Annotated in this window: 23 protein-coding genes; 9 read left to right on the forward strand and 14 right to left on the reverse strand. The window is 63.4% G+C overall.

The genetic code is table 11. From position 1 onward, the window contains the following. Positions 1-43 precede the first annotated feature (43 nt). Positions 44-790, forward strand: a complete 747-nt coding sequence (locus C444_RS02850; protein WP_004590822.1) for an MBL fold metallo-hydrolase — start codon at positions 44-46, stop codon at positions 788-790. Positions 791-814: 24 nt separating this feature from the next. On the opposite strand, the gene C444_RS02855 is transcribed toward C444_RS02850, so the two are convergent. The 4 genes from C444_RS02855 to C444_RS02870 all read right to left on the reverse strand — a co-directional run bounded on the left by C444_RS02855 (position 815) and on the right by C444_RS02870 (position 6,138). Next, positions 815-2,110: an NUDIX domain-containing protein gene (locus tag C444_RS02855; protein ID WP_004590823.1), complete on the reverse strand. Its 1,296-nt coding sequence runs from the start codon at positions 2,108-2,110 to the stop codon at positions 815-817. A gap of 81 nt (positions 2,111-2,191) precedes the next feature. Further along, positions 2,192-3,295: an aminotransferase class V-fold PLP-dependent enzyme gene (locus C444_RS02860; RefSeq protein ID WP_004590824.1), complete on the reverse strand. Its 1,104-nt coding sequence runs from the start codon at positions 3,293-3,295 to the stop codon at positions 2,192-2,194. Between the two features lie 219 nt (positions 3,296-3,514). Beyond that, a complete protein-coding gene (gene rdfA / locus C444_RS02865; protein ID WP_004590825.1) occupies positions 3,515-4,132 on the reverse strand; it encodes a rod-determining factor RdfA in 618 nt (205 codons plus the stop codon). Between the two features lie 44 nt (positions 4,133-4,176). Next, on the reverse strand, positions 4,177-6,138 hold the full coding sequence (locus tag C444_RS02870) for an archaea-specific SMC-related protein (RefSeq protein ID WP_004590826.1): 1,962 nt from the start codon (positions 6,136-6,138) through the stop codon (positions 4,177-4,179). 304 nt (positions 6,139-6,442) lie between these two features. Between C444_RS02870 and C444_RS02875 the strand changes: the two genes are divergently transcribed. The 3 genes from C444_RS02875 to crcB are packed head-to-tail and all read left to right on the forward strand — an operon-like array spanning position 6,443 to position 7,535. Further along, complete coding sequence (locus tag C444_RS02875; protein WP_004590827.1) at positions 6,443-6,790, forward strand: hypothetical protein; 348 nt, start codon at positions 6,443-6,445, stop codon at positions 6,788-6,790. Positions 6,791-6,792: 2 nt separating this feature from the next. Next, positions 6,793-7,176, forward strand: coding sequence for a fluoride efflux transporter FluC (locus C444_RS02880; RefSeq protein WP_004590828.1), 384 nt, complete (start codon positions 6,793-6,795; stop codon positions 7,174-7,176). Next, positions 7,176-7,535: a fluoride efflux transporter CrcB gene (gene crcB / locus C444_RS02885; protein WP_004590829.1), complete on the forward strand. Its 360-nt coding sequence runs from the start codon at positions 7,176-7,178 to the stop codon at positions 7,533-7,535. The genes C444_RS02880 and crcB overlap by 1 nt, the downstream gene beginning before the upstream one ends. A gap of 14 nt (positions 7,536-7,549) precedes the next feature. Here crcB and C444_RS02890 read toward each other — a convergent pair whose 3' ends face one another. Next, positions 7,550-8,614 carry an ATP-binding protein gene (locus tag C444_RS02890; RefSeq protein ID WP_004590830.1) on the reverse strand — a complete coding sequence of 355 codons (1,065 nt, stop codon included), beginning with the start codon at positions 8,612-8,614 and terminating at the stop codon, positions 7,550-7,552. 75 nt (positions 8,615-8,689) lie between these two features. Between C444_RS02890 and C444_RS02895 the strand changes: the two genes are divergently transcribed. After that, entirely contained in the window at positions 8,690-9,136 is a 447-nt protein-coding gene (locus C444_RS02895) for a DUF7382 domain-containing protein (protein ID WP_004590831.1), read from the forward strand. On the opposite strand, the gene C444_RS02900 is transcribed toward C444_RS02895, so the two are convergent. From C444_RS02900 to C444_RS02915, 4 genes are all read right to left on the reverse strand, one after another. Further along, positions 9,133-9,864, reverse strand: a complete 732-nt coding sequence (locus C444_RS02900) for a protein-L-isoaspartate O-methyltransferase family protein (protein ID WP_004590832.1) — start codon at positions 9,862-9,864, stop codon at positions 9,133-9,135. The two genes, C444_RS02895 and C444_RS02900, sit on opposite strands and share 4 nt — an antisense overlap. A gap of 62 nt (positions 9,865-9,926) precedes the next feature. Next, on the reverse strand, positions 9,927-10,550 hold the full coding sequence (locus tag C444_RS02905) for a protein-L-isoaspartate(D-aspartate) O-methyltransferase (RefSeq protein WP_004590833.1): 624 nt from the start codon (positions 10,548-10,550) through the stop codon (positions 9,927-9,929). A gap of 1 nt (position 10,551) precedes the next feature. Further along, positions 10,552-11,205, reverse strand: a complete 654-nt coding sequence (locus C444_RS02910) for an HVO_0476 family zinc finger protein (protein WP_004590834.1) — start codon at positions 11,203-11,205, stop codon at positions 10,552-10,554. Between the two features lie 160 nt (positions 11,206-11,365). Continuing rightward, entirely contained in the window at positions 11,366-12,325 is a 960-nt protein-coding gene (locus C444_RS02915; protein ID WP_004590835.1) for an aminopeptidase, read from the reverse strand. Positions 12,326-12,517: 192 nt separating this feature from the next. Here C444_RS02915 and C444_RS02920 point away from each other — a divergent pair, with 192 nt between their 5' ends. Then, positions 12,518-13,582, forward strand: a complete 1,065-nt coding sequence (locus C444_RS02920; protein WP_004590836.1) for a type II glyceraldehyde-3-phosphate dehydrogenase — start codon at positions 12,518-12,520, stop codon at positions 13,580-13,582. A 3-nt stretch (positions 13,583-13,585) separates the two neighbouring features. On the opposite strand, the gene C444_RS02925 is transcribed toward C444_RS02920, so the two are convergent. Continuing rightward, positions 13,586-14,077: a metallophosphoesterase gene (locus C444_RS02925; RefSeq protein ID WP_004590837.1), complete on the reverse strand. Its 492-nt coding sequence runs from the start codon at positions 14,075-14,077 to the stop codon at positions 13,586-13,588. Between the two features lie 111 nt (positions 14,078-14,188). Between C444_RS02925 and C444_RS02930 the strand changes: the two genes are divergently transcribed. After that, positions 14,189-14,440, forward strand: a complete 252-nt coding sequence (locus C444_RS02930; protein ID WP_004590838.1) for a DUF7533 family protein — start codon at positions 14,189-14,191, stop codon at positions 14,438-14,440. Here C444_RS02930 and C444_RS02935 read toward each other — a convergent pair. Next, on the reverse strand, positions 14,437-15,111 hold the full coding sequence (locus C444_RS02935) for an RNA ligase partner protein (protein ID WP_004590839.1): 675 nt from the start codon (positions 15,109-15,111) through the stop codon (positions 14,437-14,439). The genes C444_RS02930 and C444_RS02935 overlap by 4 nt on opposite strands. Positions 15,112-15,207: 96 nt before the next feature. Here C444_RS02935 and C444_RS02940 point away from each other — a divergent pair, with 96 nt between their 5' ends. Continuing rightward, entirely contained in the window at positions 15,208-16,320 is a 1,113-nt protein-coding gene (locus C444_RS02940) for an RNA ligase (RefSeq protein ID WP_004590840.1), read from the forward strand. 14 nt (positions 16,321-16,334) lie between these two features. Here C444_RS02940 and C444_RS02945 read toward each other — a convergent pair whose 3' ends face one another. From C444_RS02945 to C444_RS02955, 3 genes are all read right to left on the reverse strand, one after another. Then, complete coding sequence (locus C444_RS02945) at positions 16,335-18,176, reverse strand: UvrD-helicase domain-containing protein (protein ID WP_004590841.1); 1,842 nt, start codon at positions 18,174-18,176, stop codon at positions 16,335-16,337. A gap of 81 nt (positions 18,177-18,257) precedes the next feature. Beyond that, positions 18,258-18,557 carry a DUF7521 family protein gene (locus tag C444_RS02950; RefSeq protein ID WP_004590842.1) on the reverse strand — a complete coding sequence of 100 codons (300 nt, stop codon included), beginning with the start codon at positions 18,555-18,557 and terminating at the stop codon, positions 18,258-18,260. A 28-nt stretch (positions 18,558-18,585) separates the two neighbouring features. Beyond that, positions 18,586-18,936, reverse strand: coding sequence for a winged helix-turn-helix domain-containing protein (locus C444_RS02955; protein WP_004590843.1), 351 nt, complete (start codon positions 18,934-18,936; stop codon positions 18,586-18,588). Between the two features lie 132 nt (positions 18,937-19,068). Between C444_RS02955 and C444_RS02960 the strand changes: the two genes are divergently transcribed. Then, positions 19,069-19,566, forward strand: coding sequence for a PadR family transcriptional regulator (locus C444_RS02960; RefSeq protein WP_004590844.1), 498 nt, complete (start codon positions 19,069-19,071; stop codon positions 19,564-19,566). Positions 19,567-19,586 lie beyond the last annotated feature (20 nt).

Raw genomic sequence — 19,586 nt, forward strand, 5'->3', positions numbered from 1 at the left:
CGAGTAGCGGACTTATTCAGGGTGCAGCGCGTACGGGAACCCAATGACCATTCGACACGACGGGCTGACCGTCGACTGGCTGGGGTACGCTACGCTCCGCTTCGCCGGCGACGAAACGGTGGTGTACGTCGACCCGGGCCGGTACGGCGTGCTCACCGGCGAGTGGGAACCTCACACCGACGGCATCGGCCATCCACCGAGCAGCGACTATCGTGCGGAAGACGGCGATATTGTCTGTGTGACCCACGTTCATCACTACGACCCGGACGGTATCGAGCGTGTCGCGAGTGAGGATGCGACTATCGTCGCCTACGAGGGTATCGACGAGCGCGTCGGCGACCGGGACCTCCCGCCGCTGTCCTCGCTGCCCTACGATGTGGTCGAGGTTGGCATGAAATCGCAAACGACGGTCAAGGACGTCCCGATCTGGTCGACGCCGGCGTACAACGAACCGGACGGGCGGCATACGCTGCCCGACGGCACGCCGTATCATCCGGAGGGGTTCGGCTGTGGCTTCATGATCGCCGTCGAGGGAACCAGAGCCTTCTATCCGGGAGATTCGGACGTGCTGCCGGGTCACCGGACACTTGAAGTCTCGCTGCTGTGTCCGCCCATCGGCCCGCGGGCGACGATGGACCGCCACGAGGCCGCCTCCCTGGCCGCGACTATCGATCCAGACCTCGTGATGCCAGTCCACTACAACACCTTCTCCAACCTCGAAGCGGACTCCCGCGAATTCGCCGCCGACGTGGCCGAAGCCGGCGTTCCAGTCGTGTTAGACGAGCAATAAGCGAGTGCCTGCCAGTCTCTGATATCACCGGCGCTCGGTCCATTCGCTCCGGTCCCGGTGGGCGTCAGCTATGTCATTGATCTCCTCCGCCCGTAGCACACCGCGTTCGGTGACGACCGTCACTGCCGACGCCGGCGTCACGTCGAAGGTCGGGTTCGACACGAAGATGTCGTCGTCGCCGGCGTACACCTCTTGAGCGTCGCGTTCCTCCCGGTCCCACTCAGCGCGTGGCGCAATCTTGTCCGTCGCACATACTGCGTAGCAGTCCACGTCTGCGGCGGCCGCCGACAGCGCCGCAGAGCAGGTGCCGGCCTTGTTGACCACGCGACCGTCCGGAAGGACGCGGTCAGCTCCGACGATCAGCGTGTCGGCGTTCCACACAGCCAGTTCGTGGCCGAAGGCCGCATCGGTCGTCAGCGTCACCGCAGCGCTGTCGGCGAACGTCTCGGCGACGCCGACGCCTTCACCGCCGGGCCGGGATTCGGAGACGAGCAGGGCTTCGGGCGCGGCGGCGTCGACCGCCGCCCGGACCGTCCCGGAACGTGACAGCGTTGCGAGGCGGTTCCCGACGTGTTCGGCGGCGACGGCGGCAGCGACCCGATCCGCGGTCACCGCGTGGTTCAGCGACTCGGTCGCGGCCCGCTCAACGGCCGCCGGGGACTCGCCGGTGACGGCGGCCATCGCTCGGTTGATCCGGTTGGCGACGACAACCATCGAGGGGCGCGCCTCGCGGAGTTCGGCGGCAACGGCGGCGAGCGCGTCCCAGCTGTCGCTGTCTCGCTCGGCGGCCTCCAGGCCGTCAGACCGTCCAGCGTCGGCCAGAGCGGCCTCGTCGCGCAACACCTCCAGGGCCCGGAGCGAGAGCCACGCCGAGCCGTGGGTCCGGTCCTCTCGAACCGTTACGATCCGCGGGCGAACCCGGTCCCACGGGGTCCACAGCCGCGGGACCGTCTCGCGAGTCAGTATCTCGGGCGGATGGACCCACGCGGTTTCGGTCGTCTCCGCGTTGGTCGTGACTGTACGCGCGTCACAGTCGAACAGAAACGGGTGGACCCGCCACTGAATTCTCCGGTCGGCGTCCGCGGCCTGAAACGAGTCGCCCCGCCGGACCAGCGTGACCGCGTCGGCCAGCCCGGTCTCCTCGTCTATTTCGGCCCGCGCGGCCGTCTCCGGGTCCCGGTCCCGCCCGGCGTCGTCGTCGACGTATCCCGCGACCCCGCCCCACTGTCCCTGATACGAACCGACCGCATCGCTCCGGCGCAACAGCAACACCTCGCCTTCGCTGCGCAGGAAGCACGTCACGACGGGGCGCGTCTCCATACGAGGCGGAACGACCGGCCGGGGCAAGAAAGTCCGGGCGTGGGGGAGCGGAGCAGTGAGGCCTCGGGAGCGCCGTCGGCGCTACAGTGCGTCGAGCAAGCGGTCGATGTCGTCGGCGGTGTTGAACGCGTGGACCGACGCGCGGACCGCTTCGGGGTGGGGGAGTGACCTGATGACGGTCCCCTCCGCCGCGAGTCGCTCGACGGTCGCCTCGGGGTCGGCTGCGGTGAACGTCACGAGTCCCGACTCGTAGTCGCGGGGACTCAGCAGTCGGTCGCTGAGACCGTCCTTGAGGCGGTCAGTCAGCCGTTCGACACGGGTCTGAATCGTGTCCAGCCCGATCTCCTCAACCGTCTCGATAGCCTTCGCAAGCGCCACGTATGGGACCGGTGAGGTGGTTCCGACTTCGAAGCGGCGCGCGCCTTCGTAGTAGTCATACCCCTCAGCACCGGGGTCTTCGACGCTGCGGTAGCCGATGCGAGTCTGATGCAATCGGTCGTAGGCGTCCGGGTCGACGTAGAGGAATCCGCCGCCCCAGATGCCCAGCAGCCACTTGTGGCCCGCCGCGGCGACGAAATCTGCATCCCATTCGGTCATATCGACGGGGTGTTGGCCGAGGGATTGGACAGCGTCGACGAGTACCTGTGCGCCGGCGTCGTGGGCCACGTCGACGACATCCGCGACCGGGAGTCTGGTCCCGTGCGTCCAGGTGAGCGAGCTCAGTGACACCAGTCTGGCGTCGGCGACGGCGTCTTTCACGTCGGCCATGTCGAGCCGACCGGCGTCGGTTTCCAGCACGCGGACCTCGACGTCGTGGGTGTCGGCCAGCCGGTCCCAAGGAAGCGTTCCGGCGGGGTGTTCGAGGTCGGTCCGGACCACCACGTCGCCGGGCTGCCAGTCGATAGCCCCGGCGACCATGTTGACCCCGTCGGCGGTGCTACGGGTGAACGCGACGTTGGCGGCGTCGGTCCCGATATGGCCGGCGACGACCTCGCGGGCGGCCGCAATGGCGTCCCACGCAACCGTATAGGGTCCCTCATCGGCGGGTGCGTCGAAGGCGTGCCGTTCAAGAAACGCCGTCGCAGCGTCGACCACAGGGCGCGGTGTCGGCCCGCTTGCCCCCGTGTTGAAGTACGTACACCGTTCGAGTGCCGGAATCGACGCCCGGAGTTCGGCTGGGTCCATGTCCGTTCAAATGGCCCCCGATGTCTTCAGCCCTGTGTGACCCAGCAGGCAGCTGCGCCGGCTGATTCCCAGGACGGCAGTACAGTTCCATTTCTGTGTGCGATTGTCGCAACCGAAATTCTGATTTTGTTGCGTCACACAATCGTATTCGGTTGTTTCGATATATTTAACGTATTGTGAGTCCCCCTCGCTACAGTCAGATAGCGCCAGAGCGGCGATTCAATCCTGCTGGCACTCACAGCCGCCCTGGTCGAAGAACTCCGCGACGGCGTACTGGCTGCCACACGACTGGCAAAGCACCTGCGCGTCCAGAAATACCTCGAAATCTTCGATGTCGATACGGCCCGTATCCCGCAGTTTCTCGATGCGCTGGTCAGTGACCGACAGCGTTCGGGTCAGGAGCCGCTGAATGCTTTCGAGATCCTTTTCGATCTTCTCGTCGTCTGATAGCCCCTGATACTCCGCGCCGCGCCATTCCTTCAGATACGACCGGATGGCCTGATAGGTGATGAAATCAGTTTCGAGGCCGTCGACGTCGACGCCGTTGCGTTCGAGTCGGTTGACGGTGTCAGTCCGCACACCGGTACTGATGTCGTCGCCGGTGAGGTTCTCGTAGGTCGACTCCACGTCGCTTTCAAGCGCGCTCAGGCCAGCATCGACCAGCGCGCGTTCGAGGAGGCGTTTGTTGAAAAACTCCGCGAGGTCACGGAGGCTCATGCGCTCCTCGCCGTCGCCGGTCCAGCGAGCCTCCATCTCCGCACCGAGTCCATCGAGTTCGTACTCGTCGATGAGTCGAGCGACCTTGCTCGACGGCCGGCCGTCTGTCGTATTCGCCATCTGTTGTTCCCACGTACGGTAACCGGAACTAAAAGACTACGGGGTTAGATCGAAGTGATGCGGTTGAAGTCGTCGTCCAGTGCCTGGGCGTCCTCCGGCAGAAGGGCGACGACGAGATGCTCGGCGTAGTCGGCGAAGTATTCGACGAGTTCGGCGATCCGTGCCGAGTCGATAGCTTCCAGCGAGTCAAGCAGCATGAACGGAACACTCTCGTGGAGGTCGTGCACCAGATAGCCCGCGAGAGCGAAAATGAGCCCGGTCACTTCGCGCTCACTCTCGCTGAGGTGCTCGATAGTGTCCTCGTACGCCGCGCCGTTCTCGGTGGTCCGGACGATGTGGAGCTCGAACACCGTTCGGTCGACCTTCTGGCGCCCTTCGCGGACAGTCTGCTCGACGCGCTCGATCCAGATGCGTTCGAGGTTCTCGTACTCCAGAATACCGAGGATAGCGTCCATGTGATCGTTGAACTGGTCGACGGCGTTCGCCTCTATCTGATCGATCTTCGTCCGTTTGTCGGTGAGTTCATCGACCAGCGCGTCACGCTCCTCGCGGAGGTCGTCGGCCCGCTGGACCATCTCCTCTATCTCCTCTATCTCGGCGGATACGTCGTCGAGGTCGGACTCCAGGCTGTCGATCTCGAACTCGAGCTGGTTCGCTTCCCGGTGTAGCGAGAGGATTTCGTCGAAGTCCTCGGATTCGAGGTTGTCGACCTCGTCTTCCAGCGACTCGACGTCCGCGGTCAGTTCCTCGCGCCGGTCTTTCAGTGAAGTGATCTGCGCTTCGCGGCGTTCGATCTCCGTTTCGGTTTCCTGTATCTTCCGCTCGACGTTCTCGCGGCGACGCTGCTTCTTTTCGGCCTCGCGCTGGTCGGCCTTGAGATCGTCGAGTTCCGACTTGATGTCGTTGAGGTCCTCGACCTTCTGCCGGCGGAGGTCCTGCAGGCGGTCGACGGTGTCTTCGATCTGCTCGCGGTCGACCGTCGAGCCACACGTCCAACAGACGACGGATTCTTCGTCCTCACCTTCGAGGAGTTGCTCCGTCACCGCCCCGTCAGAGCCTTCGGGCGCGTCTTCGAGTGACTGAATGACGTCGTAATCTTCCTCTTCGAGCCGTTCCTCGTTGTACTGGATGAGGCTCTGGAGGTCGGATATCTCGCTGTTCAGCCGCTGGCGCTGGTCGCGCAGGCTCGCGATCTCGTCTTCGAGGTGCTGCTGGTCGCCCATCGGCGTCTCCGGCAGGTCGTCCAGTTCGTCTTCGAGGTCGGACCGCTCACGTTTCAGCGAGGAGATGCTCTCCTCCTGGGCCTCGATGTCACGCCGGACGGATTCGAGATCCGACCGCGTCGAGCGGAGCTCGTCGAGCTTCTCTTCGAGAACATCCTGTTCCTGACGGCTCTCCTCGATATCTCGGCTGCTATTGTCGATCTCCTCCTCACGCTCGGCCAGCTCCTCACGCTTCTCCTCGATCTGCTCGCGGAGTTCGGTCCGGCGCTGTTCGAGGTCCGGGAGGTCGCGCTGGCGGGACTCGATGGTGGCGAGTTCGTCGTTGATGTCGCCTTTCTCCTCTTCCAGCTGTTCGACCTCCGAACGGATCGCGTCGATGTCGACCGGACGCATGATGATTTCGCGGAGATCGTCGCCGCGAGCCACTGACCGGCGCGCCTCGTTGGTTTCGAGGAGGAACGCGAACAGATCGGCGACCGCAGGGTCGTCAAGGTACCCGTCACCGTCAAACTGAACAGCGTCCCCCGCTCGCGTGAGCGTCCGTTCGTACACCGCATCCCCGTAAGTGAGGGCAACGCTCCCCTCATCGGCGTCGCCTTTCAGCGTGGCCTGCGTACTCCCCATCGCCGCCATAATAGACTGCAGAAACGACGTCCGGTTTGTGGCGTTCTTCCCCGTTAGCACCGTCACGCCCGGTGGAATCTCGACTGAGGTCTCGTCGATCCCACCGATATTGGTGACACTGAAGTGGGCGACACTAGATTCTTGCTTTGATTCTGGCATTGGTCTGCTGTAGTTGGAGAGGATATAAAAATAATTTCATTGCCGAAAACTAAATTACAGATTAGCGTCCATACTACGGGCCGATACATCAGACGCAGCAGCGTATTACACGACAGACAGCGAACAGACCGACAGTTGATTCTGGAATAACACCTGTACCAATATTATTCCGATACGGAGCTATTGGCGATAGGGAGCGGGCTATTTCTTTAATAATTCTTTTTTGTTGTGTATATCAATCTCTACCGGTTGCGGCTCTTATCATATGCCAACTTATAAGTCGGCGTGATTGGAAGCAGGTCGTATGACCCGTTACGAAACGCTGCTCGAGGTCGAACTAGACGAGTGGGACAGTGGGTACGGTGTTTTGCAGATCGTCGATCCGGATGATAGCGACACTGCCGAGCTACGGTTCTGTTACTTCAACGAAAACGGCAAATTCACGAATCGGCCGCTAACGCTACGCCCCGACGAAGAGACACTAGACCGGACGACACGGATGGTGGAGAACCTTGGCTACGTCGCCCGGACCTTCGACCCGGCAGAGATCCGTGAGCTCGTCGATACGCTCGGCGAAGAACGGGTTATCGAACTCGCACAGCTCGTCGACACGCTCGGTGAAGCGCGGCTGGCGGAGATACTCGGGGAGTAAGGATGGCAGACACCCACCCACTGGTAACGGTCGAAACTATCGTCCTCGTGGGTCTGGGGGGCTTCGCCGGTTCGAACCTCAGGTACTTCGTCGGTCTCTTGCTTCCGGGACTGCAGGGGACGCTGGTGGTCAACGTCCTCGGCAGTTTCGCACTCGGCATACTCGTGTACGAAGGGCTGCAGGTCGGTACGCTGGCCAGCGAGACGAAGCTGGCCGCTTCGACCGGCTTTATTTCGTCGTTTACCACCTACAGCACGTTCGCGGTGGAGACGGTGTTAACGCCCGAGTGGGCCGTTGCGAATATCGTCGGAAGCTATGGATTCGGGTTTGCTGGGGTCCTTGTCGGTCGGATGGCTGTTCGTCTGTTCGCCGGAGGTGAGCGCTGATGGTCGCTGTCGAGCCGGCGCATCTGGTCGGCACCGGCGGCGCTATCGGCGCACTCTGTCGCCACTATCTGGCGGGGGCTGTCCAGCGAGAGACGTTCCCGCTCGGGACGCTCACAGTGAACACCATCGGAAGCTTCGTTCTCGGACTGCTGACGTTCGCCGGTGTGACCGGCGACGCGGCACTGCTTATCGGTGTCGGCGCGTGTGGCTCATTCACGACGTTTTCCTCGTTTTCGGTCGAGACAGTGCGGCTATGGGAGGACGGCTATGTGGCGCTGGCCGTGCTCAACGCCGTCGGCAATCTCGCCTGTGCGCTGGCCGGAATCGGGTTGGCTTGGGGAGTCATGCAGGTCGTTTGACTCATACAGCGTCATTATTTTTCAGAACCCACCGCAGAGCAGTCGGACTCTCTGTTCGCTCCGAGGTCGCTTGCACGCGGGGTCTCGCCGCCGTGGGGCGTCCGCCGCTCACGGACGGTCACGTGATGGACTGATTCGGTGCCGTCGTCGACAACGAGTGCGTCACCAGACGTCTCCGGTAGCCGGGCCGCGAAATCACTGTCGAGATACGTCGGCTGGGTGGCCTGTAGTGCCTCAATGTCAGCCGTGCTCGTCAGCCGGTGGGCAACGAGCAGGTCTGTCTGGGAGACGGTTGTCGCTGGCACGGCGCTGGGCCGCTGTGTTGCCAGCACGCAACTTACGCCGGGTTGGCGGCCCCGAGTGACGAGCCGGCGGAGCGGACGGCGGGCGACGCCGTCGGTGAACGCGTGGGCCTCGTCGACCAGCAGCCACGGCAGCCGATTCGTCTGTTCGGCCATCCGAGCGTCGTACAGCGCGGTCGCAACAGCGGCGAGAACCGCACCGGCTGGCCGCGAATCGAGCCCCGACACGTCGAGCACGGTCAGGCAATCGCTGCACAGCGTCTCTGTCTCGATACCCGAAGGCTCGAAGACGCCCCAGGATGCGGCGAGCGCGAGATGGTTCGACGCCGCGCGGACAGTGCTCGCCGCCGCATCCGCATCGGCCACCCACGAGCGCATCCCGTCGAGGGCCGCACGCTCGCTCGCCGCTCGCCACACGAGCGCTCCTGCGCCCCGTTCCGGATCGAGGCCGAGCACCGTACACCACTGACGTGGATCGAGCGCGCCCGCACAAACGCTGGGGTCGATTACCGTGGCAGACACATCGGCAGTAGCCAGCGGCGTGAACGCCCCCATCGGGTCGACAACGACCGGCGCGACCCCCTCGGCAGCCAGCAATCCTTCGGCGAGGACACCGAGCGTGTACGTCTTCCCCGATCCACGTTTGCCGACGATGAGGCCAACGTGTGGCCGGTCGACATCGAGATCGACTGCAGCGCCGCGGCTCCCGTCACGGGCCCGATAGTGACCCAGCCGCGTTGTTGCCCCTGTCGCTGCCTCGCGTCCGATAACGACCATGCCGGCGGTTGCCTCGTTCCGGTATTTGAACGTTCGTCCGAGGATTCAAATACGAGTTCGGAGCCACGCCTGTCCATGTCAGATTCGCTGTGGCACGACGAACGTGCTATCGAGGGACTGCCGATCCGCTTGGTCATCGCGCTGGTGGTCGGCGTTGCCTGCCTTTCCGTGATGATGAGCACTATCTCCGGAATCGAGACGCTGCAAGTAACCGAGGTCGATGTTGAGCCACACCCCGAAGTGGCTAACCCGGGGACACAGGACGTAGTTGTCACTGTCGTCGACTCGAAGGGGTCGCCCGTGTCCGGCGCGACGGTGGTCGCGAAAAGCGGGACGGCAACGCTCTCGTCGGTCACGACTGGCGAGACAGGGAGTGACGGGAACGCGACCCTCTCACTGTCGCCGTCGCTCGGGCCGAATCAACAGGACGGCACCGTCACGTTCGAGGTGAAACCACCGGCTGGCAGTAACTATGAGGACGCCCGCTCGAACACCGACCTGCTCGTCGTCGAGGTGCCCTAGTCGTCCCAGTCGATCCACTCCTGCTCCCAGCCGGCGCGGGACTGGGCTGCCCGCCGGGCGCGCTCGCGGTCTTCACGGTGGGTCCGATTACGCTCGACGGTGTCGGCCTGCTCGCCCTCGACGAGCATCGGCTGGAACGCGACGGTGCCGTGTCGCTGGACCGAGCCATCGGCCTCAACGACGGCCAGCGACTGCTCGCCGGTTCCGAGCGGCATCACCAGTCGGCCGTCCTCGGTCAGTTGCTGGAGGAGCGCCCGTGGCGGGTCGATTGCGGCAGCTTCCAGCAGAATCCGGTCATACGGTGCGTACTCGGGGAGTCCGTCAGCTCCGTCACGGCGGTCCACGAGGACGGCGTCATAGCCTGCTTCTGCCAGGTTCTGGCGCGCTTCGACGACGAGGCGGCGCGTGATATCTATCGCATGCACGTTCGCTGCGCCGACCTGTTCTGCCAGCACGGCGGCCGTGTAGCCGACGCCGGCACCGACCACGAGCACACTGTCGTCTGCTTCTGGTGACAGGGTTTCGAGCACTCGGCCGGCGGTACTGGGCGAGAGCACGCGCGTGCCGAGGCGTTCGAACGGGCGGTCTGAGTAGGCCTGTTGCTCGCCGACAAACGCTTCCCTGGGGACCGCACGCATCGCTGTCGACAGCCACGCGCTCCGGACGACACCCTTGCTCTCGTGTTGCAGGCTGTCGACCATGTCGTCCCGCAGTACCGCCGGGTCCATACCACTACATTCGGCCAGAGCTATATCAATGGCGCGACAACGGCCGTGTCTGTCGAAAACTCCTACTGGAGCGGGACGAATCGAACCCCGCCGTGATCCTCGCTATCGAGCGTGCCGTCAGCCTGTTTCTCCGCCCGAATGAGGCGTTGTTGTCCGTCGCCAATCGGAGCCAGAAGGACGCCACCCTCGCGGGTCTGCTCGACGAGCGGGGCGGGGAAATCCGGCGCAGCACAGGTCAGATATGTCCGGTCGTAGGGGGCGTGGTCGGGCCATCCGTTCTTGCCGTCGCCGACCCGAACAGAGATGTCGCCGTAGCCGGTCGCCTCCAGCGTCTCTCGTGCCTCGTCGGCAAGCGAGGCGTGGTACTCCACGCTGTAGACGTTCTCGGTACCGACCAGTTCGGCAGTCACCGCAGCGTGGTAACCACAGCCGGTTCCCACCTCCAGCACCCGGTCTCCCGGGGATAGGTCGAGTACCTCGGCCATGATTGCGACCATGTGCGGCGCAGAAATCGTCTGGCCCGACCCGATCGGGAGCGGACGGTCGGCGTAGGCGTCGTGTCGCTTGTCGTCCGGAACGAACTGATGGCGTGGAACCGATGCTATCGCCGCGAGAACGTCTTCGTCGGCGACCCGCTCTCGCAGACGGTCAGACAGCCGCGACCGCTGCCGGTCCCAGTCGACCATCCTACCACGCCGACCACGCCGTGGTCGACTCGTCTCTGACGTACAACCGGTTGATGTCCTTCGCGATACCCATGTCGCCGTCGTGGTCCATGTTCTCGTGGTCGTAGCCGTGGGCGTCGTCGCGGACGTGGATCCCCTCGACGGTGAACTCTTCTTCGCCGAATTCCTCGGTCTCGCCGACGACGAACTCGTAGTCGCCGGGAACGTGGAGTTTGAAGCTCTCGGTCTCATCGTGGGTCCCGTCTTTCGGGTGCATCGTGACGTTGACCGAGACGTTGCCGACGGCCCGCGACCAGATTGTCTCGACGTCCTCGGCGGCCGCCTCGTCCTCGCGGCCGTCCGCGGTCTCTAAACTGGTGATGCGCGCGGTCACGACGGCCTCCTCGGTCTCCAGCAGGAATTCCTCGCCAACGGACAGCTCTTCTTCGGCTGGCACGTCGACCTCGGCGGTGAAGGAGTCCCCGTCCTGTGAGACGACGACACTACGCTGTAGCGTCTCGTCCTCCGGGAGTTGTTCCTTGTGGACATGGTCGCAGTCCGTACAGCGAACCGTCACGTGGCCGCCCGGCTTCAGCACCTCGTGAACCGTTTCCAGGTCCGGCGAACAGGCCGGACACGGGAGGGCGATGCGGTCGCCCGGTGTAGCGTCTGTCATATACAGCCGTTGACTGCGCTCCCCTAAATGGTCGTCGCCACGGCGCTGCTCGTGGTTCTCACTCGCACGGCCGCACGTGCTGGAGATGTTCCACGTTCGCGGCGTTGCCGTTCACTCAACATGAGGAAGTTCCACTTCCTCGCCCACCTCGCGGTTCATTTCATTCACTGCTCGGCTTCGGGAGGTCTACGACCTCCCCGTCCGCATACACGGTCGGTTCGGTCAGGATTCCGTCCAGATGAATCGGCGCGTGGACATCGCCGCCCATCGCGTGGTCGTCACCGATAGCGATGTGAACAGTGCCGCCGGCCTTCTCGTCCAAGAGAACGGAGCCGACGAGTTCGGTGACGGCGACGTTCGTGCCGATACCCAACTCTGCGAGATTGTACGCGTCCCGACCGACCTCTTCAGCGGCGTCCTCGACCTGCGCACGGATATCGGGGTCGTCGATGTCCGTGACGTAGCCGTCCTCAACCTCGAAAGTGAGTCGCTTGCCGTCGAGTTTGCCGTGGGGGCGCATCGTCCCGTCGACGACGAACGTGCCGTCGGCCGTCTCCGGAGCGAGGAACACCTCGCCGGCGGGGAGGTTCGACATCTCGCCGGCCTCGTGGACGATACCGGTGTCCATGTGCCACTCGCGCGCACCGATGCCGAACGTGATATCGGTCCCCTGGGGCGACGTGACCCGGATTTCCTCGGCGTCTTCGACCTGTGCCAGCACGTCCTCGCAGTGCTGTTCGATACGGTGGTAGTCGGCGTCTAACCCCATCAGGAACACGCCCTCGCTGATGCCGGGCAGGGTCGCAACGCGAGCGCCGGCCTCGTTGGCGTCGGTGCGGGCCTCGGTGTGGCTCAGGCTCTTGGTCGTCGGTGCGAGCACGACATCAGCGGTTTCCATCGCACCGGCAACCGGTGCGGGCGGCTCCGCGCCGTGTTGCTCGCCCGGTGGGTAGCGCACGAAAACGGAATCATCAGTAATCTCGGCGGCGACACGATACAGCGCCTCGCCGATTGATTTCCGCTGGTCGTCAGTGATGACGGCACATGACTCGTCGGACTGGAGGTTCAGGCACTGTTTGACGGCGGTCTCGGCGGGCGCACGAAGCGACGAGTTGTCCATACAACTGGTTGCGTACTCCGGCTGAATAACTCTTGATAGACTGCCGGCGCACGCCAGCGAAACACGCCATATCTCGGTGTTTTCTGGCAATCCGTGCTAAAAGTTCACAATGTCCAGAGGTACAACTATCTGAGTTAATTTCTCCGTAAATTAATCACAAAGAATATACTCTCCCCGAAGGTATAGGCGTACATGCTCCACGTGGGCATCAACGGCTTCGGCACCATCGGGAAACGCGTCGCTGACGCGGTGCGTGTCCAGCCAGATATGACAGTAGCGGGCGTCGCAAAGCGCTCGCCGAACTTCGAGGCAACTATCGCAGACGACCGCGGCTACGACCTCTACGCCGCGGACGGCCGCGAACCGTTCGATGAAGCCGATCTCGCGACGGCCGGTACGGTCCATGACCTCATTGAAACGAGCGACGTGGTCGTCGACACCACGCCGAGTGGCGTTGGCGCGGCCAACGCGTCGCTATACGCCGAACATGACACGCCGGCCATCTTCCAGGGTGGGGAAGACCCTGACGTGGCAGACGTGAGCTTCAACGCTCGCGCCAACTACGAGAAGGCAGTCGGGGCTGATACAGCTCGCGTCGTCTCCTGTAATACAACAGGCCTTTCACGCTTGCTCGCGCCGCTCAGGGAATCATACGGGGTTGAAAAATCGCGTGTAACACTGGTCCGGCGCGGTGCCGACCCGGGCCAGACTGGTCGTGGCCCGATCAACGACACACTCCCTGACCCCGTCGAAATCCCCTCCCACCACGGTCCCGACGTACAGACGATTTTCCCCGACCTCGACATCGACACGATGGGAATGAAGGTCCCGACCACGCAGATGCACACCCACAGCGTCAACGTCACGCTGGAGAGCGAGCCCACAACGGAGGAGGTCACGTCCCTGCTCGCCGACGAGTCGCGGCTGTTCCTCATCCCGGAGACGCTCGGTATCGACGGCGCGGGGAAGCTCAAGGAGTACACCCGCGACGCCGGTCGCCCGCGCGGTGACGTGTGGGAGAACTGCATCTGGGCCGAATCCATCACGGTCGAGGGGCGGGACCTCTACCTGTTCCAAGCGATCCACCAGGAAGCCGATGTCGTGCCGGAGAACATCGACGCCGTCCGCGCGCTCTCGGAGCGGACCGCGAGCGCCGAGAAGAGTATCCGCCGGACCGACGAAGCACTCGGTGTCGGCCGCGGCCTCGTCGAACACGACGGCAGCCCACAGCGCGTCGACAGTCACGCCGACGACTGATTCTCACCCCAGTTCGTGGAATTCGACCTCGCCGGTCTCCGTCGAGAGCGTCGCGACCGAGAACGGCTCGGGGGCGGGCGGAATCGAGATGCCGCCGGGGTTGATTCGTTCCGTGCCACCGCGCTCCTCGTGACCGCGTTCGTGCGTGTGTCCGTGGAACACGTAGTCGTAGTTTCCGCATTCGACCAGTGCGTCGACGATCTTCCCGCTCGTTCCGTGATACACCGCGATGGCGTTCCCGTCAACCGTCAGCTCGCCCAGCTCGCCGAAGTACGTGCCGAACTCCTCGACGGTAGACTGGACTGCCCACTCGCCGTCGTTGTTGCCGCGGACGGCGTAAAACGACCAGTCACCATCGAACGGCATCACCGAGAACGGGGCGACGAAGTCGCCGCAGTGGATGACCGTCTCACAGCCCGCGTCCGCGAACGTCTCGACCGCGGTCTCGACCTGCGCGGCGTTGTCGTGTGTGTCAGAGACGATGCCGACGTGCATACCGACGATCTTCAGCCGGCAGGGACTTGAACCTATATACCCGGACGCTAGTGAGGACGCGGTCGCCGCGCAGGCGCGATGCTTTTGTTTAGTCACCGCCTACGACGACCGATGGCACGGGGTCTCATCGGGACGATCGAGCTGATGGTCGCGGTCGTACTCGCCGCGCGGGTCACCCTCCTCGGCGTCGACAACCTCGCTCGTGGCCAGACAGTGATCGGTGCGGTCTTTCTCGGGTTAGCTGTCGCCTTACTGGTCATCGAGTGGGTCGCTCCCTCCCCGACGGACATCCCCGGCGCAATCGCCGGCCGGGCACGTAGCGCGCTCCCCGGTGGGAAGCCACCGGACAGTGACGAGGACTAACTCTCGTCGCGCCAGCGGTCCGGATTGCCGGCGGCGAGATACTCCCTGAGCAGCGGCGGGAAGTTCCGCCCCTTGAGATACCGCAGTCCGAAGTCCTCCGCCCAGTTGATGATGCCCTGGTCCTCCGTGACGACGCCGGCGTCCAGTTCCTGAGCCAGTATCAGGAGGTCGAAGTCCTCGCGCGAGTCGAGCACGCCCTGTCGGAGCGTGTCCCGGTACTCATCGCGCAGGTCCGAGATGACCTTGTCCACCTCCGTCATGTGGTCGTGTTCCTCGACCGTTTCGGCCCGCGACTCCTCGGCCTTCCGGACCGCCTTCTCCGAAACGCGAAGGCCGCGGTCGACCCGTTCTGACATCTCGTCGATGAACTCGTACACCAGATCTGCTGGAATCCGCACCTCGTGGTGGGCCGGCGACTTCGTGATGACCCACGTATCCAGTTTCGTCAGCACGTCGTCGCTGATGGTCCGGTCCTCTAACATCGTCGTTAGTTCCGCCTGGATCGACGGCGGCATGTAACAGGAGATGTTGTGGACCAGTTTCGCCTCCGAGATGAGGTCGAGCAGGTCCAGGCAGGCCGCCTCCAAGTCCTCGTCGTCGCCTCTGATCTCCGGGGTGAGAAACAGCGACGTGTCGAGGACGAACCGTTGCTTGAGCGGGCGGTCGACCATACTGGTGCTACGATAGCCTGCCACTAATGCTCTCTGACAGGTACGGTGGTGACGCTCGCCAGCAGCATTTTAGTGTCGTGTCAACAATGAACACACATGTCGAGTGACTGGGGGTCGTTGTTCGACGTCGACACCGATCCCGAGGATCTACTGGAGCACTTCGATACCGAGTGGTTTCGCGGACAGCGGTACCGACACCTCAGCGACGAGCGTCACGGTATCGAACGCGGGACGGCGCTCGTCGGCGACGTGGTCGTTCGCGGCTATCCGTCGATGCCGCGCGCGCTCGTCCTCGAACCGGCAATCCGGAAGACCTTCGACGGCCCCGTCGCTATCGAGGAGAAACTCAACGGCTACAACGTCAGAGTCGCGCGGATCGACGGCGACCTCCTGGCGTTCACCCGGAGCGGATTCATCTGTCCATACACTACGCGAAAGGTCGAAGCGTTACTCGACGCCGAGGCGTTCTTCGACGACCACCCCGAGCAGATGCTGTGTGGCGAACTCGTCGGGCCGGAGAACCCCTACACTGACCACGACTACAGCGAGATCGAGGAGGTCGGGTTCTACGTGTTCGGAATTCACCACCGCGAGAGCGGGACGCCGATGGGCGTGGAACGGCGACTCGACCGGTGTGCGACCTACGGCCTCGACAGCGTCGACCACTACGGGACGTTCACCCCGGCAGCGGCCGTCGACGCCGCCCGTGAACGGATCGATGACCTGAACGCTCGCGGACGGGAGGGCGTGGTCCTGAAGTCGACGGATGGGGAGACGGCGTTGAAATACACGACGAGTGCCATTCACCGGGCCGACCTCGAACACGCGTTCGAACTGCCCTTCGACTACGGTCGGGACTTCGTTTTCACGCGTGTCATGCGGGAGGCCTTTCAGGCCGTCGAGCGCGGCGAATCGCCGGCGGCCGTCCGCGAGCGTGCACAGGCCCTCGGCGAAGCTATCCTCCGGCCCGCAGTCGAAACGATACGGACGGTAGACAGAGGTGACCCGGTCGGCGAAACACACACCGTTCGCGGCGACCCGAAAATCATCGACGACCTGCTGTCGTACTTCCGCGAGCAGGGGCTGGAACTCCACATCGAACGCGACGAGACAGTTGGCGACCAGCGGGTCATCACGTTCACCAAGATCGCGCAGTCGACGCGTGACAAGACGAGGTACTACCTAGAAGGTGGGACCATCGACGAGTGAGAAAATCGCCCGCGTCAGTCGGCCGCGAGGGTCTCGCTGGCGTCGTCGAGCAGTTGCTCGATGGAGCGGTCGCTTGGCTCGTTCTCTAGCAACACGTCGATTGGGAGCGTCGGCGCGCCGTCGACGAGGTTCTCAAGCAGGACAAGCCGTTCGCGGGCCCGGGACATCCCGACGTAGAACACGCGCCGTTCGTTGTCGGTCAGCGTCGGGATGGGACTGGTGTGTTTCGTGAACTCATCCATGCCGGGTACCTCGATACCCTGCTGGTCGACAGTCGCGGCCATCTGCTCGACGACTTTCTCGGTGAGGTCGGTCGCGACGAACACGTGGTCGGCCTCGCGACCTTTGGCGGAGTGGATGGTGCCGACACGGACGCGGTCGGCGTCCATCCCGGTGTAGTCGCCGTTGAAGTAGGCATCGACGGTCCGCTCCTGGAAGTTGGTCACCTTCCGGAGCATGTCACCCGCCGAGGCCGCGTCGGGGAGGAACGGAACGTGCTCCCGGACCACGTCGGGGTCGATCTCGATGTCGGCGATGTCTTCGTCCTCGTGGGACTCGTCGATCTCTTCGAGCGCGTCGAAGAGTTCGTCACGCTCGCCCGTACCGAACGCGGAGTCGACGAGCATGTCGGCGAGCCGGCGCGCTTCGAGCACCGTGAGCGGCTCGTCGGCTTCGACGGCTTCGAGCCCGTTGACGTACTGGGTGAGCCGGTCGGTCCACATCCGCTGGTCGGTGAGACAGGAGAAAGGGATCCCGTTGTCGATGAACTCGTCGATGAACTGGAACATCTGGTAGCGGGCCCGGAACAGCACCATCACCGTCTCGTCGGACTGCTCGATGGTCCGCGTGACGTTCCGGGAGAGGTCGAACATCGAGGGGTTCTGGACCGCCTCAACGCGGCCGCCCTCCTTGCGCGGATTGAGGTCTTTCTCCTGGCGTTTTTCGATGTGGCGGACCTCGCGGTTGACGACGTTCAGGATGCGCGAGGGGAGCCGGTAGGAGTTCGGCAGGACTTCGTCCTGTGTGACGACTTCCTCGAGCAGGAGGTCGGGGTCAGCGCCCTGCCAGGCGTAGACGACTTGGTCGTCGTCGCCGGCGATGAGGACTCGCTCCATGTGGGGTTTCCACTCGTCGTACACGTCGTACTGCAGCGTCGTGATATCCTGAAACTCGTCGATGATGAGATAGTCAACGTTGGGGAGCAGCGAGCGCTGGGCGACCCGTTCGAGCATGTCGGCGAAGCCGGTCAGGTCGTTCTCGCCCTTGTAGGTGCGCCAGCCGCGAATGGCGCTGGGCACGTCGATGCGGTCATCGTCGGTCGGCCAGGTCGGCGTGTACTTGTTGCCGGTCTGTGCGTTGTCGTCGATTTCCGGCGGCAGTCGGACCTCCTCGTCGTCCCACTTGAACGGGACGTCGTACCAGTCGGCCACGTCACGGCGGGTCCGCTGGAGCCACTGGCTCGTCGCGATGATCTTGTTCCCGATGGTAGTCGAACGGGCCGACCGACGCCGGGACCCTTCGTACTCGTCCTCGTAGTCAATGCCGAACTCCTCGCAGAAAGCCTCCTTGTCGTCCTCGCCGACGACGTCGCCACGGGAGAGGTTCAGCAGTTCGTACGCCTTCGCGTGCATCGTACAGACGTTGCCGCGGAGGGCACGAGGGGACAGGCCGAGTCGGTCCGCGAGTCGCTCACGGATCTCGGCGGCCGCCGCACGCGTGTACGAGACAACCAGTACGTCACGGAAATCGACGTCGTCGTCTTCCAGCAGTTCGTCGACGCGGTCGAGTAGCGCCGTCGTCTTCCCGCTACCGGGCCCACCGAACAGGCGGACAACCTCGGTGGTCGAATCAGTCATTGAACATGTAGTGGGACCGCGGCCAAATAAACAACGTGCTTTACCGAGGCGACAACTGACGGGCGCACCCGAACGGTTTTCTCATCGGTACAGCGATACGTACAGCATCGCGAACCCGATGATGAACGGGATCGTCTCCGACATCTGGAAGAAGACGCGAACGAGGGCCCCGGTCTCGCCGGCGCTCAATTGCGTGATGACGCTGGATATAGCGACGCCCATACTGATGAATGCAAAGCCGACGAACGCGTACTGGAGTCGTTCTGACGGGCGTTTTCGGTAGGCCTGGAAGCTAATCAAGGTGATACCGAGCGTCAGTCCGAACACCACCATCCGCATCAGGATGAGCGCGCTACGTGCGATAGTCACGCCAGTCGTCATGCGGTCACCCGTTCACTGATCGGCACGCTCATTCCGGATTCAGCTCGTCCCAGAGCTGACTGAACCGGTCCGGGAGGTTTTCTTCCCGATAGATGCGTACTTTGTACTCCTCGTCTTCAAGCGAGATGACCGTCGACTCGAAGTTGGACTCGTACACTTTGTAGTGGTTTCCGTCCTCGGCGACGAGCGTCCGGTCGGTGACGAGGTCGTACTCGTCGAGAAGTTCGATACGGCGATACACCGTCGGCAGCGAGAGGTCACACTCCTCTGCGAGGTCCTTCGCCGACTGCGGTTCTCGACTGATCGCAGCGAGCACGCGGCGTGCGTGCTTATCGCCGATAGTATCGAGAATCTCCTCGATGCTCTGTTCCTCAGCCACTACACCAAGATTCGCGTCATGTTATATAAGCGTTTTCGAGCACTGTGGTGGTTTCACTCTCAGAAAACACTGCCCCGTTTATATCACGATAGCCACTGTAGCACTCACTGCGGATTGCGTTCAGGTGAGACGATGTCCGGAGACAACCTCCGTCGCGTGACGACGGGCAAGCTGCAGGGCCAGAACGCCGACGAGCAAGTGACCCCTCTCGGCGATACAGAGCGCCCGGAATCGCATGACCCACCCAGTCGTGACGCCATCACGGAGTCGCTGTTGGCTCCGGTCATTGACGACGTCGTCGACGGCGAGACCGCAGTCGATGACGGCCTGGTCACACAGAGTCTGGAAGAGATCCTACTGGCGATGATCGCAGTCGCCGATGGTGGCACCCACGGGACCGGACTGATGGAGGAACTGGAATCCCAGTTCGGTGCCGAACTGAGTCCGGGGACAGTGTACCCCCGGCTGCACGAGTTAGAAGCGGATGGCACGCTCCAGATGCACGAACTCGTCCAGACGAAACAGTACGGAATCGCGGACAGTGCGGCTGCGAAAGAGCAGATCGCGACGTCCGCGTACCAACATCTCGCGCTCGGGCTGTTCCTCCATGCGTCGCTCGATGCGCTGTAACCACCACAAGCCGGTCAGCC

This window comes from Haloarcula japonica DSM 6131, assembly GCF_000336635.1.
GTDB classification, from domain to species: Archaea; Halobacteriota; Halobacteria; order Halobacteriales; family Haloarculaceae; genus Haloarcula; species Haloarcula japonica.